We start from the raw sequence: 15,114 nt of genomic DNA, 5'->3' as shown, positions 1-15,114 counted from the left end.
AAAAGGGGTCTGACCCTTTTGCAGTTCGTTTTCTGAATATTCTGAAAATAGGCAGACACCGACGGTGCCTGCCCTACCTTTTCCTTAACGCACCTGACTACTTATATTACAGGTATTTTTTTAATGCGTCAACTTTATCTAACTTTTCCCATGGTAAATTTAAATCATTGCGCCCGAAATGGCCGTATGCTGCCGTTTGCTTATAGATGGGACGGCGCAGATCCAGCATTTTTATAATGCCTGCCGGACGCAGATCGAAGTTTTCACGAATAATGTCTACCAGCTTATCTTCGGAAATTTTTCCTGTGCCGAAGGTATCAACCATGATGGAGGTGGGCTGCGCTACCCCGATGGCATAGGAAAGTTGTATTTCGCACTTCCGGGCCAAACCTGCCGCCACAATATTTTTTGCTGCGTAGCGGGCAGCATATGCTGCGGAACGGTCCACCTTCGTGCAGTCTTTTCCTGAAAATGCGCCGCCGCCGTGCCGCGCCATTCCGCCGTATGTGTCTACAATAATCTTGCGCCCTGTAAGTCCGCTGTCCCCGTGTGGTCCGCCAATTACAAAACGTCCAGTCGGATTGACAAAGAATTTTGTATTGCTATCTACCATTTGTTCCGGTATAACTTCATCAAAGACATACTTTTTAATGTCCTTATGAATCTGCTCCTGGGATGTATTCGGGTCATGCTGGGTGGAAAGTACAACTGCATCCAGCCTTTTGGGTACTCCGTTTTCATCATATTCTACCGTTACCTGTGTCTTTCCGTCAGGACGAAGATAAGAAAGCGTACCATCCTTTCTTACCTTTGTCAGCTGTCTTGCCAGTTTGTGGGCCAATGCCACAGGATAAGGCATGTATTCCTCCGTCTCATCGGAAGCGTATCCAAACATCATTCCCTGATCTCCGGCCCCTATCGCCTCAATTTCATGATCCTGCATTTTATTTTCTTTGGCTTCAAGCGCCTTGTCGACACCCAGAGCTATATCCGGGGACTGCTCATCAATTGCTGCAATTACACCACATGTATCTGCATCAAATCCGTATTTTCCTCTCGTATATCCAATCTCACGTACTGTATCTCGCACAATTTTCTGGATATCCACATATGCGTTAGTCGTAATCTCGCCCATTACCATCACAAGCCCCGTTGTTGTGCAGGTCTCACACGCCACACGGCTCATTGGGTCTTTTTCCATCAGTGCGTCCAGAATTGCGTCTGATATCTGATCGCACATTTTATCCGGATGCCCTTCTGTTACTGATTCTGATGTAAATAATTGTCTTTCCATATTGTTTCTCCTTTGACATGTTGGGATTGCATTTTCTGCAATCCAAATCAGCTCTTTCTCCTCGGGGCCATTTTCTATGTACTTCTTCAGAAGTATAAAGAAAACAGTCCACAAAAAGCGGACTGTTTATATACCATAAATCAATCCTCTTATTGTTCGATTACTCGCTCAGGTTGGCACCTTCCTTTACAGGGGTTGCCGCGGTTTCACAGGTCCTTTGTACCTCCACCGCTCTGAATAAGAGAAAGCTTGCTTATTAAATTGTTATAGATTCATATGATATTTTACACCGTATTGCGCATATAGTCAATATACATCTTATAAATTTTGTAGCCGATTCTATTTCACCTATATTCAGTCCGGTCTATATCAACACTGCTCACAGGTATCACCGGAAGAGGCGCAGTCTCATGCCTCCCCAGCATCTTTTCCATCCATATCATATCATACCACATTCCTGCCTTATAACCGCATCTATGAAAATGAGCTGCCGTCTCATATCCCATTTTCTCATGGAATGCAATGCTTTCCGGATTTGGATAGGTGATGCAGGCATTCAGGTTCAGAATATGCTGCTCCACGAGAATCTCCTCCAGTTTCTGGTACAACTTCCTTCCTATTCCTCTGCTCTTGTATCCCTGCCCAATATAAATTGTAGTCTCCACCGACCAGTCATAAGCAGCCCGGTCTTTGAAAGAACAGGCATAGCAATATCCTATAATCTTGCCTTTTTCTTCTGCTACAAGATAAGGAAATTTCTCCATAATACCAAGCATTCTCCTGCGAAATTTTCTCAGGTGGGGCACCTCATATTCAAACGAATTTGCTGAATCTGTAACATAAGGAGCATAAATATCCAGTATACCCCTTGCATCCTTCAAAGATGCCATCCGAATCATAATTTCATCAAGCTTCATCTTCTCACCTCAACCATTTCTCACCGGCTGTTTCTTTAAATATGCCTTTAGAATTAATTTTTACATTAGGACTCAATTCTTCAAAAAACTTGTAAAACTCAGCCTGCTCCTCTTTACCTTCAATATACTGTGTTGTGTATCCTGTCTGCAGACAGGGCACAAATGACATCTCATCCAATCCCTCTGCACTGATATCCAACTTCAGAAGTCCGGTATATTTTGTCTCATCATTAAACCAGAAGTCTCCCATACTGTAAATAACCGGTTTGCCCTCTATATATTCCATCCCCTGCAGTACGTGGGGATGCCCCCCTACCACAATATCGGCACCCGCTTCAAGAAATTCCTTTCCCATATCATGCTGATACTGTGAATAAGCATTTGTATCCTCTTCGCCCCAGTGAATATAGGCAATAAGGTAATCACACTGCCCGGCTGCTTTTCTGATTACCTTATTATATTCTGTCGTATCATAAGCCTCCAGCACCCCCGGAGAATTCGCCTCAGCAGCAGGAGTATAGTAAACAATCTCCGCATTTGTTGCTGCAACAAAACCAACCTTAATACCATTTACCACAAAATAAATGGGGAGTTCGGCTTCTTTACTGTTCCTGCCGCCTCCCACATAAGGAAGTTCTGCTTCATCCAGCAACTCTAACGTATCCAGCATCGCATCCCTTCCGTAATCGTAAATGTGATTATTGGCCAGAGAAACCAAATCTGTTCCCATTTCTTCCAAAAGTTTCATACGCTCTGGCTTCGCCCGAAACGTGTACAACTTGTTTTCCAGCGGCTCTCCCCTGTCACTGATACAATACTCATGATTCAGGTAAAAAACATCGGCAGCATTGGACATTTTTAACAACTGTGGTGAAATGCATTCCGACAGATTATTTACTGTATCATAATAGTCCAATACAAATCCATTCTCGGCCAGGCAAAGATCCCCTGCAATCACTACCTCTACAGGTTTTCCGGCTTCCCCAGCCTTTAGATAAATCCCCTGTTCTTCCGCCTTTTTGGCATTGTCCAAATACCCCCTATACCTGTCATAGACAACGTACATAGTCTCTCCCACCGCTGTATAAATATCCTCGGTGGAAAACTTTCCGTCCTGTGTCTCCTGTAAAATAGCCTCTTTGCATTCAGGGTAAGCTTTCATAAACCATAAGGCAAAAGAGTTGTCCAGCTTTTTCCCCGCATCCGCCGAAGCCTCAACTGATGTATCAGTCACAGCAGGAATCTCTGTATTGCCTGCACTTTCCTGCTCGTTCAGAAACCTCTCGTAACAGCTCTGTACAGCTTCTATTCCCTGCTCCAGCCTCGCAGCCTGCTGCTTCTTGACTCCATGGTCCTTAATACCCCGCACACAAAGCACTGCAACAAGTACCACAAAAAAAGCTGTGCTTCCCAGAACAATCAGCCTCCTGCACCGAACCTGTTTCCTACGTAGAATCTGTCTTCTTTGTCTCGCAATCTGACGCCTGCGCATCTCCTCATCATATCGGTCATTCTGCAAGCTGCCGCCCCCCTTATCCTTAGGTGCACTGTTCCCTCACCGAAATATCACATAGAGCCGATAAATGTGGATGCCCACAATTACCGGCTCTGAATTCTTACAGGCTGGTCACCACTTTACTTTCCCGAAGCTGCTTTAACCGACCTTTAGCTTAAATTTCTGTATTTCCTTCTCGCTGGACACCTTCTCAATCATTCCGCCCAGAGTGCGCAGCTTTTCTTCAAATCTTTCATATCCTCTCTGGATATAGACAATATCGTCAATAATCGTAATTCCGTCCGTTGCAAGTCCCGCAATGCAAAGCGCCGCACCTGCACGCAAATCAGGGGCACTCACTCTCGCACCCGACAGCTTCTCTACTCCTTCAATTGTTGCAGAGTTTCCTTCAACCTTAATCGCTGCACCCATTCTGGCCAGCTCATCTAAGTATTTAAATCGATTCTCAAAAATGCTTTCCGTAATCGTACTCGTCCCTGCAGCCAGTGCAAGTGTCACACCAATCTGCGGCTGCATGTCTGTGGGATACCCGGGATACGGCAGCGTCTTCACCTGCGTGGAATGCAGTCTTCCCTTAGCCACTACGCGCACTGCATCATCAAATTCCTCCACCTCACAGCCAATATCAACCAGCTTGGAAATCGTTGCCTCCAAATGCTTCGGTATAACGTTGAGTACCGTCACATCTCCTCTGGTAGCCGCAGCTGCAAACATAAAAGTTCCCGCTTCTATCTGATCGGGAATAATAGAATACTCCGTCTTATGCAGTGATTTCACCCCGCGGATTTTAATTACATCCGTTCCTGCACCTTTGATATTGGCGCCCATGCTGTTCAAAAAGTTCGCCACATCAACCACATGAGGCTCCTTCGCCACATTCTCCATAATAGTCAGACCTTCTGCCATAGCTGCGGCCATCATCACATTAATGGTAGCTCCCACTGTAACCACGTCGAAATAAAGATGTGTTCCTCTAAGGACTTCTGCCTCCGCTACAATCTTTCCATGTTCAATGTCCACATCAGCCCCGAGAGCACGAAATCCTTTCAGATGCTGGTCAATCGGCCGGCTGCCGATATTGCACCCGCCTGGAAGAGCCACCTCTGCTTTTCTGTATTTGCCCAGAAGTGCTCCCAGTAAATAATAAGATGCTCTGATCTTCTTAATATAGTCATACTCAATACTGAAATCACCAACTGCGCTTCCGTTAATCTTTACTGTATGCCTGCCGATTCTCTGCACCACGGCTCCAATTCCGGCAATGGCCTCCAACATCACGTTGATATCATTTACATCCGGAAGATTATCAATCAGGACAGTTTCATCCGTCATAATGGCTGCTGCCAGAATGGCTAATGCCGCATTCTTTGCTCCGCCTATCTCAACTTCCCCTACAAGCGGACTGCCGCCCTTAATAATATATTGCTCCATTTCGCACCTCAATTATCATTCTGATATATGCTTATGTTTCTTAAATTGTAACAGTTCAGCCACAGCTTGATTCCGGCAAACTGTTACCTCAGATTTGACTTTCTCGCACCGTCCTCAAGTCCGGTTTTTCATATACTAGGGTATTATATCATAAAACCGGCATTTGTAAAATCATTTTTTTATATCATCGGGCAATCCGCCTATTCACTGGCATTTCTCATACTTTCCACTGCTGATAAAACGTTTTCGATTGTCTCTTCAATCCGGCATCCATCTTCACACACAGTTATATCTGCATACTTTTCAAAAAGTCTTATTCTCTCATTGTACAAATCCCTGAACGACTGCCCTTCTTTAAGGAGAACTCCCCTTTTTTTAGGATTTTGTATCCTCTTTTTTATTACCTGATAAGAGGCCTTTAAATATACAATCGTTCCGATTTCCCTAAAATGCTTCATCGCCTCGTCACAGTAGACAACACTTCCGCCGGGAGAAATTACTGCATTTTCCACATTTACATTCCGATTGACCTGATTTTCAATTTTCAGAAACCCTTCTTCTCCCTCATCTACAATAATCTCACGCAGAAGTCTCTTCTCCTGTTCCTGAATCAGCAAATCCGTATCAATAAAATGCATGCCTAACTGCTTTGCGACAACAACACCCACCGTACTTTTGCCGACCCCCGGCATGCCTATAAAAACAAGATTATTCTTCATATGTATATCCGCCCTTTATCTTAACTACATTTATGTCTTTCTAGGCTCGGAAATACCTCGCCAAGTAAGAGCATTATACCATAAATACTAAGCTCGTGAACTACCTCGCTAAGTGTTTAGGTATATGTCTTTCTAGGCTCGGAAATACCTCGCCAAGTAAGAGCATTATATCATGTTTTTTCTGATTAGTAAAATCTGCGCCCGCATCGACGGTTATCGCATCTGCGTCTATACAATTCCTGGTAAAGAATTACATCAATTAAATCCCTCAGCCAATCAGGATTTCCCTTACCCCCGGGCCTGTTATCAAAAGGAGGCCTTCCCGGTTTCGGCGGACGATTTCCCTGAGGCGGACGATTCCCTTGTGGCGGACGGTTACCTTGAGGCGGACGACCTCCATGGGGCGGACGATTTCCCTGAGGCGGGCGCCCCGGTGCGTACACTGCCTGTTCCGATATCTCTGTCTCCTGCGCGGCTGCTCTGTCATTCTGCTCTTCCGGTATCAAAAGATTGAGAAAACTTTTATCACTTTTTACCTTGTCATATACCCGGCTGCCCATCATACGAAGCTGCAGTTTATCCGGATATTCATCATACATCATACTGCAGTCATACTCCATCCTGTCACATTCATCTTCCACATATGGCAGGAGTTTTTTCGCCACGTCCGGATAAAGACTCTTCATATACTCAAAATCTCTGCGCTCAATTTTCTCATCATCATAGGCAAGGGGCATAGGGTACACCATGTAATACGGCAGTTTTGGATTCATAACTCACACTTCCATTTCAAGACATTATATGATTAGTATATGCGGCAGAAATTGAAGCGTTCGTTTAGAAATCCTTTAAGATATTCCTCTGTAATAGTCATAAAGCGGCCTGCCATTTTATTTCAGCAAGCCGCCACATATGTTTTGTAACTGTTTAAGCGGGCAAACTTTTAAGCCCGCTCTTTATAATGATATTGTTCTTCCAGCATCATATCCTTTACTTTCATCAGACGAACCTGAGTACTTCTCTCATTTTCATCCAATTTCATGGTAATATATTTAATGCTTTCCTCAGTCTCGGGAATAATGACATGCTCCAGCGCATTTACACGCCTTCTTGTCTTCTCTATTTCTGCTGCCATAAGCTGGCACGCTTTCTCGCATTCTGCAAGCCGTATCATATCCGGCAGGATATCTGCCAGGGATTTAACTGCCCCATCTAAATCGCTGGAAGTAAATGCAAAACCGTAGGAATAAATGTCATTTTCATCCGCTGTCCTTGTTTCACACTCAAAAGCCGGCACATTCACACTCATGACATTTCTTGCACCGGGGACCAGCCTGATTTCCTGCTTTGGTGCCATAAGAGCTGTGTTGAGTGCCTCCTCGGACATTCCGGCCTTGGCAATAACAAAATTTTTATTGGCAGAAAGAATTCCCTTTTCTACCTTCAAACGCACTTCCATATTTTCCCGCACCAAATCCAGATACTGGCGCATCAGCTCGTCACGTTTATCCTTCAGCAGCTTATGGCCGCGAACGGCTGTAATCCGCTTCTTTTTTAGCCGGGTCAGCTCCATACGGGTTGGATTTACCTGTGTTGATGCCAAATGTAATCACCTCGCTTTTCCAACTTATCCTCACTCTTTGCCATAATACTGATCCAGAAATTTATCATCGATACGTTTCAATTCTGCTCTCGGCAGCATGGAAAGTAACTTCCATCCGATATCCAATGTTTCTTCGATATCCCGGTCTGTACTATATCCCTGAGATACATATTCGGCCTCAAACGCGTCTGCAAACTTTGCATACATCAAATCTATTTCCGTCAATGCGGCTTCCCCAAGAATTACCATAAGCTCCTTGGCGTCTTTTCCACGTGCATATGCCGCAAACAGCTGATTCATTGTATTTGAGTGATCCTCCCGGGTCTTACCTGCGCCGATCCCTTTGTCTTTAAGACGGGACAGCGACGGGAGTACATCGATTGGCGGCATCACACCTTTGCGGTACAAATCACGGCTCAGGATAATTTGCCCCTCTGTGATGTATCCTGTCAGATCAGGAATCGGATGGGTCTTATCATCCTCGGGCATGGTCAGAATAGGTATCATCGTGATACTTCCCTTTTTGCCTTTCTGCCGGCCTGCTCTCTCATACAGTGAGGCAAGGTCGGTGTACATATATCCCGGATACCCACGGCGCCCGGGAACTTCCTTGCGGGCTGCAGACACCTCGCGCAGCGCATCTGCGTAATTTGTAATATCCGTCAGAATAACCAAAACATGCATATCTTTCTCAAAAGCCAGATATTCTGCTGCCGTCAGTGCCATACGTGGCGTAGCGATACGCTCAATAGCCGGGTCATTTGCCAGGTTTACAAACAGAACGGTTCTGTCAATAGCTCCTGTTTCTTTGAAGCTTTCAATGAAAAAGTTAGATTCCTCAAATGTAATACCCATAGCCGCAAATACAACGGCAAAATTCTCATCTTTTCCCAATACCTTTGCCTGTCTGGCAATCTGAGCCGCCAGTTGTGCGTGAGGCAGACCGGATGCGGAAAAGATAGGCAGCTTCTGGCCGCGGACCAGTGTGTTCAAACCATCAATGGCAGAGATGCCTGTCTGAATAAATTCTTCAGGATAGCTTCTCGCTGCCGGATTCATGGGCAGCCCATTGGTATCCATCCGGGCATCGGGCAATATCTCCGGTCCCTCGTCTATAGGACGCCCCAGACCATCAAAAACACGGCCCAGCATATCTTCGGAAACGCCAAGTTCCATAGTGCGCCCCAGAAAACGCACCTTACTGTTGGACAAGTTGACCCCCGTCGCACTTTCAAACAGCTGTACCAGCGCATCACCGCCGTTAATCTCCAATACCTTGCAGCGGCGTATTTCACCGTCTGCAAGTTCTATTTCCCCCAGCTCATCGTAGGCAACATTCTCAACACCGCGCACTAGCATCAAAGGGCCGGCTACTTCCTGTATGGTTCTATACTCTTTTGGCATTTAGAAGTCCTCCTTCCCCAATGTATGGTCAATTTCTGCGTGTAATTCTTTTTTAACTTCTTCATATACCTCGTCTGTCTGATCTTCTGTCGTGTATTTGAAACGTCCGATCTGCTCTCTTACCGACAGACTCACCAGCTCCTTAAGGGGCGCCCCCTCTTCAAGTGCTGCCACGGCCTGCTCATAATATGCCAGAACCAGCTTCATCATCATGTACTGTTTTTTCAGTGAGGTGTAAGTATCAATCTCATGGAAAGAATTCTGATGCAGGAAGTCCTCTCGTATAGAGCGCGCTGCCTCCATCTTTAGTCTGTCCCCCGGTGAAAGAGCATCCATGCCGACCATCTTTACAATCTCCTCCAGCTCCGCCTCTTCCTGCAGAAGGTTCATCATCTTCTGACGGTTTTCCATCCAGTCGGAAGCAACCTCTGCATTGAACCATTTCTCCATATCATCCAAATATAAAGAGTAGCTGGTCAGCCAGTTGATTGCCGGAAAGTGCCTCTTATAAGCAAGCGCAGAATCCAACCCCCAAAATACCTTCACGATACGCAAAGTAGCCTGTGAAACCGGCTCAGAAATATCACCACCGGGAGGAGAAACCGCACCGATAACCGACAGTGCTCCTTCTCTGCCTTCTTTTCCAAGAGAAATGACCTGTCCTGCACGCTCATAGAACTGTGCCAGGCGGCTTCCCAGATATGCAGGATAACCTTCCTCACCAGGCATTTCTTCCAGACGTCCCGACATCTCGCGGAGGGCCTCTGCCCAGCGGGATGTGGAGTCTGCCATCAGTGCAACAGAATATCCCATATCCCGGAAATATTCAGCAATCGTAATGCCTGTATAGATGGATGCCTCGCGGGCTGCCACAGGCATATCCGATGTGTTTGCAATCAGCACGGTCCTCTGCATCAGAGACTGCCCTGTCTTCGGGTCCTTCAGCTCCGGAAACTCATTAAGAACATCCGTCATTTCATTTCCACGCTCGCCGCATCCGATATAGACCACGATATCTGCCTCAGCCCACTTTGCCAGCTGATGCTGTATTACGGTCTTTCCGCTTCCAAACGGCCCCGGAACTGCCGCCACACCTCCTTTTGCAATCGGGAAAAATGTGTCAATTACTCTCTGCCCGGTTACAAGAGGCTTTTTGGGAGAAAGTTTTTTCTGGTATGGACGCCCCCTGCGTACAGGCCATCTCTGCATCAGAGTCAGATTCTGATCACCTTGGGCAGTCTCAAGCACCGCAATAGTCTCCTCTACGGTAAACTCTCCCGCCTTTATCTCCTTGATTTTACCTTTCATACCGTAAGGCACCATGATTTTCTGCTGAACAACAGGGGTCTCCTGTACTGTGCCGATCACATCCCCTGCTTCCATTTCATCTCCTTCGGAAACGGTAGGAATAAACTCCCATTTCCAATCCCTTTTCAGAGAAGGAACTTCTACTCCACGCTTCAGATTATTACCTGAAATCTTCATAATATCATCCAACGGTCTCTGAATTCCATCATAAATGCTGGAAATAAGCCCCGGCCCTAACTCCACAGACATGGGCACTTCCATAGATTCCACCGGTTCGCCCGGCCCCAGTCCTGAAGTCTCCTCATACACCTGTATGGAGGCCTCGTCTCCATGTATTTCTATAATTTCGCCAATCAATCGCTGGCTGCTCACACGAACCACATCAAACATGTTCGCATCACGCATTCCCTCCGCAATAACCAGAGGGCCTGCTACCTTTTTCACTATCCCTGTACTCATTTTGATGCATCAACCAACCTTCCTTTATTTTTGTGAAAAGATAATATCCGATCCTACTGCCTGTTCCACGGTCTTTTTTACGCCTTCCACACCTGCCCCTGTGTTGCCGGATACTCCCGGTATCTGGATAATCGCCGGCAGTGTCCGCTCTTTATAATGCTCGATCACATCCGTCAGCTCCGCTGAGAGTGCTTCTGTAATATAAATGATTCCATATTTTTCTTCGGCCAGCTGCCACAGCTTCTGCTTCGCTTCCTCTGGCGTCCGGACAGGGCAGATACTAAGACCCAGCGTAGCAAATCCATAAATGCTGTCATAATCACCGATTACTGCTATCTTATACATACATCTCCCTTATCCTTTCCCTGATTGAATCCTCCGGAAACCCATTCTGTTTTGCGGTCAGAATAATCCGGGCTGTCTTTATTTCATTTTCTCTGGCAACCACATAGGCTACCAGGGGGCCCACAGAAAAAGTATTATACTTCTGCGGCCTGATTGTCTCAATCATGCGGTTGTCACACCACCGTTCAAATGCGGACGGTGATTCCATAAGCGTCGCTGCCCCCTCCGCATAGGATGTCCCGGACAGGTAGTCCCGGATTGCATCTATACCGGATGCAGCCGCCTTTGCCAATTGTTCTGTATTGATGCTCCGGCAGTGTGCCATCGCACGTTTCATAAAATCAATTGATTTTGCAGTCTTCTGGGAACGCACAGCTATTTTAATATCTGCAATTGCAACTGTAGATTCTGCATATTCTTGAATAATTTCATCTTCAGCTTTCAGGCCGGCCTCATAAATGGCATCCAGTGTAGCTCTATCTACAATAACATCACACAGCTGCCCATCCTTTGTATGCAGCAGAGTATCATAAGCCTCCGCCGCAGCTGCTCCCATATTCCCGGGAAGGCGCTGGAATTCCTTGTTCTGCACAATCCGAAGCATTTCGCTGCCGGGAATTGCACAGTCTTCGTAGAAGACATTTTCCGTTACTTTTCCCGTGCATACCTGTTTCACCGCAGCCTTCAGATTGTGAAATAGCTTAGGGTAAGAGAGTACATCAAACACCGACATATCCGGTGCCACGTCCTCAATCACTTCCCAGGCTTTCTCCTCCTCCTTCTTCAGCATCGCAGGTGCATCCATAGAGCCGGTTCCGTCTCCCCAGCCTTTTTCAATCAAAAGCTGCAGACACTGACCTTCGTCCGGGCATGCAAGCAGGCGCTCAATATCGGCATCCGAAAGCAAAGAATTTTCCAAAGCACGTATACGGGCAACCGCATAGGTATACTCTAATTCATTCAAAATAAAACCTCCTGCACTCCATCAGACAATTCATCCCTCCTGGCATCAAACAAAGCTTTGATTGTACAATTTTCCTCGATCCCGCCATAGACCAGGATAAAGCCGCCGTCAATCTCCTTTGCTTCTTTGGAAACTTCTAAGGCACCGCCCTTGGAGACGGCAATTTCCCGAAGTTCTGCCTCAAATCCCGCAGGCATACGGGCCAGATCCCTTTCCGAAAAAAGGATTTTTCCTTCTTCGGTCAGCACATATTTATCCAGCATCTGACGGATCATATCAAAATACTCACTTGTTTCAAGGTTTATAATTTTATCGTAAGCCTTGTCAAGTACTTCGGCTATCATACCCTGCTTTGCACGCAGAATTGCCTGTCTCCGCTGCATATCGCAGGAGGAGGCAATCTTCTGTGCATATTGTCCGGCATCTTCTTCAGCCTTATGAAGGATTGTCTCAGCTTCTGCTTTAGCCTGAGCTTTTGCCTGTTCTAAAATCTCTTCTGCTTTTGCCTGGGCCTCTGCTATTTTCTTATCCGCCGAGTGGTTCGCCTCATCCAAAATCTGGTTTTTCATTTTGTCCAATCCACTCATTTATAAACTCTCCCTTTCTTGGTAAATGCAACTTTACACTTTATTTTCTATTGCCTTCTCTCCTATTAAATCTGAATTGCGCTGACTGCCAAAAATGAGATCAGAAGTGCAAGAATTGCATATGTTTCAACCATTGCAGGGAAAAGCATCGCCTTACCAAACTGATCCGGCTTCTTAGCAACTACTCCGATTGCAGCTGCAGAGGTCTTTCCCTGAGAAATTGCGGAAAACAGCCCAACAATCCCGACAGGAAGGCAAGCCCCCAATACCATAAGACCTGTTTTTACGGAAATATCAGCGGCACCTCCTCCTAAAAGCCCGATTTTAGACAGTGTGACGAATCCGATAATCAGTCCATAAAGTCCCTGTGTGCCGGGAAGAAGCTGCATAATAAGTACTTTTGCAAATTTACTTGGATCTTCTGATATTACTCCCGCCGCAGCCTGTCCTGCAATTCCTACTCCTTTTGCTGAGCCTGTTCCCGAAAGAAATACTGCTGCTGCCGCACCTAAAAGTGCATAAACCATTCCTAACTCATTCATTACTTTGTTTCCTCCTCAATATCTGCATATTTTGTGTTTTCTTTAAATGGGTGAAATGCACGTCCGCCCCCCTCATAGAACTTTCCGAAAAATTCCACGAACTGCAAACGGTTTGTGTGTACATAAGCCCCCAAAAGATTGATTGCCATATTAAATAGATGTCCTATAATAAAAGCTATAACGAATATAATTACACCTGTTATGCTCTTGCCTCCCATACTCCCCATCTGATTGATTACAGATGCGATGACTCCGGTAGCCAATCCTAAGGCCAGAAGCCTGGAATAAGACAAAACATCACTGAGCCAGCCGGAAATATTGTAAAGATCATATGCACCAAGAGCAATCCTAAGGCCAAAATTCTTGCGTCCGCGCCCCGACATCAGCAGGATTCCCAGGGCACCTAAAATAGCCAGCCATTTGCCAAGAGCATTTACTGCAGGCGGAAATACAATCGCTGTCTGAGCAATAGATGCAAAGAGTTCGCTTGGGAGCAGCATAATCAGCAATCCCACCAGCAACATATACCATAAAACTATGTCACAAAAAAAGTCCATATATTTTTTATCCTTCAAATACATGTAGCCCTTGAGTCCCAGGCCCACAAATAAATGAATTACGCCAAAAAGCATACAATATATCAACAACTTCATAGGCTCATCCAACGGGACAAACCATATGGCCGGCACTACAATATCACGTCCGAAAAATACCCTTGCAATAATTGTAATTGCATCTCCAAAATAGCCGCCGAACATAATTCCCCAGAACAACGTCGAAATACCGCACCAGAAAAACAGCTGCATATTCTGTTTTATGCCTCTTCCCATTCTTGGGAACTTTAGCAATAAGATTCCGCATACAACAGAGAGGATGACTCCGTATGCTGCATCAGAGAGCATCATTCCAAAGAAGAATACATAGAAAAATGACATGATTGTAGTCGGGTCTATCTCTCCCTTTCCCGGCAGCCCAAAGGCTTCCACAATTCCCTCCGAACCTGATGAGAATTTATTATTCTTCAAAAGCACGGGAGCTTCTTCCTCTTCCTTCAGCTCCTCCACGTCCACAACACAATCAAACTTGCCGCTCAAAGACTTTTTCACTTTTGCTGTCTCCCCTGCCGGCACATAACCGCTTACCAGAAATGTGCGTTCCGACTGAGGCAGCTCACCTAGCACCTCATACTTCTCCCCGCGGACACGATAATAATCCGATAAAATCTTTAATCCTTCTCTGTTCACCGCCAGGTCGGATATTTCTTTTTCAATCTCGGAAATCCTTTCCCCAGCTTTTTCAATTTCCTTTTCCATATCTGATTTTGCATCAGCCGGCACCTGTCCTATTACTGAGGACGGCCTGGCAAATCCAATGCTTCTGAGAGCCTCTTCAACCTCCGTTGCCATTTCTCTGAGGCATAACACCGTCAGATAAGTAGTATCCTGTTCTGCAGAAATGATATGAATGTCAACATCAAGCTCCTGAGTCTGTTCCGCCAGCTTTTCATATACATTTTCCCGTGTGAGCATTCCGGACATCACCCCTGGAATCATAACCGTATGCTTTGTACCCTCAAAATTCAGGGGCACTCCCAAAGAAAGCCATGGTTTGAGGCTCTCAATACTGTTTTCAATTTTAAGGATAGCTGCTTTTTTCTCTGCACTCTCCTTATCCAGAGCCTGTATTCTTCTCGCTGTCTTTAACAGAACGTCGCTTTTCTGCACCACAGAACTGTACCTGTCTCTGTCTACAAGTTCTTTTCCTGCCAGAGACGATAACATGGATTGTTTCACCGGAGCATAATACTGCAGAATATCCAAAGCCTGGTCGGCCATTGCTGCCGCTTTTTCAAAGCTGCTTCTTGCATTTGCCGTATCCATCCTGTGAAAGTCTTCATCTTCCTCCAGTATGTGATTTATCTCCATAACCCCCATACTCTGTAACTTCTCCAGAATCACCTTTCGGTCTCTCTTTAACGCGCAGATACTCATTCGCTGCATCTGCAATACTGCCATATTCTTGCCC

Annotated in this window: 14 protein-coding genes and 1 riboswitch; all 14 genes read right to left on the bottom strand. The window is 45.8% G+C overall.

What is annotated here, in order from left to right; translation table 11 throughout:
- Positions 1-106 precede the first annotated feature (106 nt).
- The 14 genes from metK to EDD59_RS08470 all read right to left on the bottom strand — a co-directional run bounded on the left by metK (position 107) and on the right by EDD59_RS08470 (position 15,104).
- Positions 107-1,294, bottom strand: coding sequence for a methionine adenosyltransferase (gene metK, locus EDD59_RS08535; RefSeq protein WP_132380968.1), 1,188 nt, complete (start codon positions 1,292-1,294; stop codon positions 107-109).
- Between the two features lie 146 nt (positions 1,295-1,440).
- Positions 1,441-1,538: riboswitch (SAM riboswitch) on the bottom strand.
- Positions 1,539-1,638: 100 nt separating this feature from the next.
- The gene (locus EDD59_RS08530; RefSeq protein WP_132380966.1) at positions 1,639-2,211 is read right to left on the bottom strand and encodes a GNAT family N-acetyltransferase; all 573 of its coding nucleotides are present in this window, start codon (positions 2,209-2,211) and stop codon (positions 1,639-1,641) included.
- Positions 2,212-2,215: 4 nt separating this feature from the next.
- A complete protein-coding gene (locus EDD59_RS08525; RefSeq protein WP_243117373.1) occupies positions 2,216-3,730 on the bottom strand; it encodes a CapA family protein in 1,515 nt (504 codons plus the stop codon).
- Between the two features lie 135 nt (positions 3,731-3,865).
- Positions 3,866-5,158: a UDP-N-acetylglucosamine 1-carboxyvinyltransferase gene (locus tag EDD59_RS08520; protein WP_132380964.1), complete on the bottom strand. Its 1,293-nt coding sequence runs from the start codon at positions 5,156-5,158 to the stop codon at positions 3,866-3,868.
- A 200-nt stretch (positions 5,159-5,358) separates the two neighbouring features.
- Complete coding sequence (locus EDD59_RS08515; RefSeq protein ID WP_132380962.1) at positions 5,359-5,877, bottom strand: shikimate kinase; 519 nt, start codon at positions 5,875-5,877, stop codon at positions 5,359-5,361.
- A 185-nt stretch (positions 5,878-6,062) separates the two neighbouring features.
- Positions 6,063-6,650, bottom strand: a complete 588-nt coding sequence (locus EDD59_RS08510; RefSeq protein WP_132380960.1) for a hypothetical protein — start codon at positions 6,648-6,650, stop codon at positions 6,063-6,065.
- Between the two features lie 170 nt (positions 6,651-6,820).
- Positions 6,821-7,480 carry a V-type ATP synthase subunit D gene (locus tag EDD59_RS08505; RefSeq protein ID WP_132380958.1) on the bottom strand — a complete coding sequence of 220 codons (660 nt, stop codon included), beginning with the start codon at positions 7,478-7,480 and terminating at the stop codon, positions 6,821-6,823.
- A 30-nt stretch (positions 7,481-7,510) separates the two neighbouring features.
- Positions 7,511-8,884 carry a V-type ATP synthase subunit B gene (locus EDD59_RS08500; RefSeq protein WP_132380956.1) on the bottom strand — a complete coding sequence of 458 codons (1,374 nt, stop codon included), beginning with the start codon at positions 8,882-8,884 and terminating at the stop codon, positions 7,511-7,513.
- Complete coding sequence (locus EDD59_RS08495) at positions 8,885-10,651, bottom strand: V-type ATP synthase subunit A (RefSeq protein ID WP_132380954.1); 1,767 nt, start codon at positions 10,649-10,651, stop codon at positions 8,885-8,887. It lies immediately after the preceding gene.
- Positions 10,652-10,675: 24 nt separating this feature from the next.
- On the bottom strand, positions 10,676-10,996 hold the full coding sequence (locus EDD59_RS08490; protein WP_132380952.1) for a V-type ATP synthase subunit F: 321 nt from the start codon (positions 10,994-10,996) through the stop codon (positions 10,676-10,678).
- Positions 10,989-11,960 (bottom strand): V0D/AC39 family V-type ATPase subunit, encoded by a 972-nt coding sequence (locus EDD59_RS08485; RefSeq protein WP_132380950.1) that lies wholly within the window; start codon positions 11,958-11,960, stop codon positions 10,989-10,991. The genes EDD59_RS08490 and EDD59_RS08485 overlap by 8 nt, the downstream gene beginning before the upstream one ends.
- Positions 11,957-12,547 (bottom strand): V-type ATP synthase subunit E, encoded by a 591-nt coding sequence (locus EDD59_RS08480; RefSeq protein ID WP_132380948.1) that lies wholly within the window; start codon positions 12,545-12,547, stop codon positions 11,957-11,959. The genes EDD59_RS08485 and EDD59_RS08480 overlap by 4 nt, the downstream gene beginning before the upstream one ends.
- A 65-nt stretch (positions 12,548-12,612) precedes the next feature.
- Positions 12,613-13,089, bottom strand: coding sequence for a V-type ATP synthase subunit K (locus tag EDD59_RS08475; RefSeq protein WP_132380946.1), 477 nt, complete (start codon positions 13,087-13,089; stop codon positions 12,613-12,615).
- Positions 13,089-15,104, bottom strand: coding sequence for a V-type ATP synthase subunit I (locus EDD59_RS08470; RefSeq protein WP_132380944.1), 2,016 nt, complete (start codon positions 15,102-15,104; stop codon positions 13,089-13,091). The genes EDD59_RS08475 and EDD59_RS08470 overlap by 1 nt, the downstream gene beginning before the upstream one ends.
- Between the last annotated feature and the right edge of the window lie 10 nt (positions 15,105-15,114).

Origin of the sequence: Muricomes intestini (genome assembly GCF_004346165.1) — a bacterium.
GTDB lineage: Bacteria > Bacillota > Clostridia > Lachnospirales > Lachnospiraceae > Muricomes > Muricomes intestini.
The sequence above is the reverse complement of the archived record's forward strand: the minus strand, read 5'-3'. Positions and strand labels throughout refer to the sequence as shown.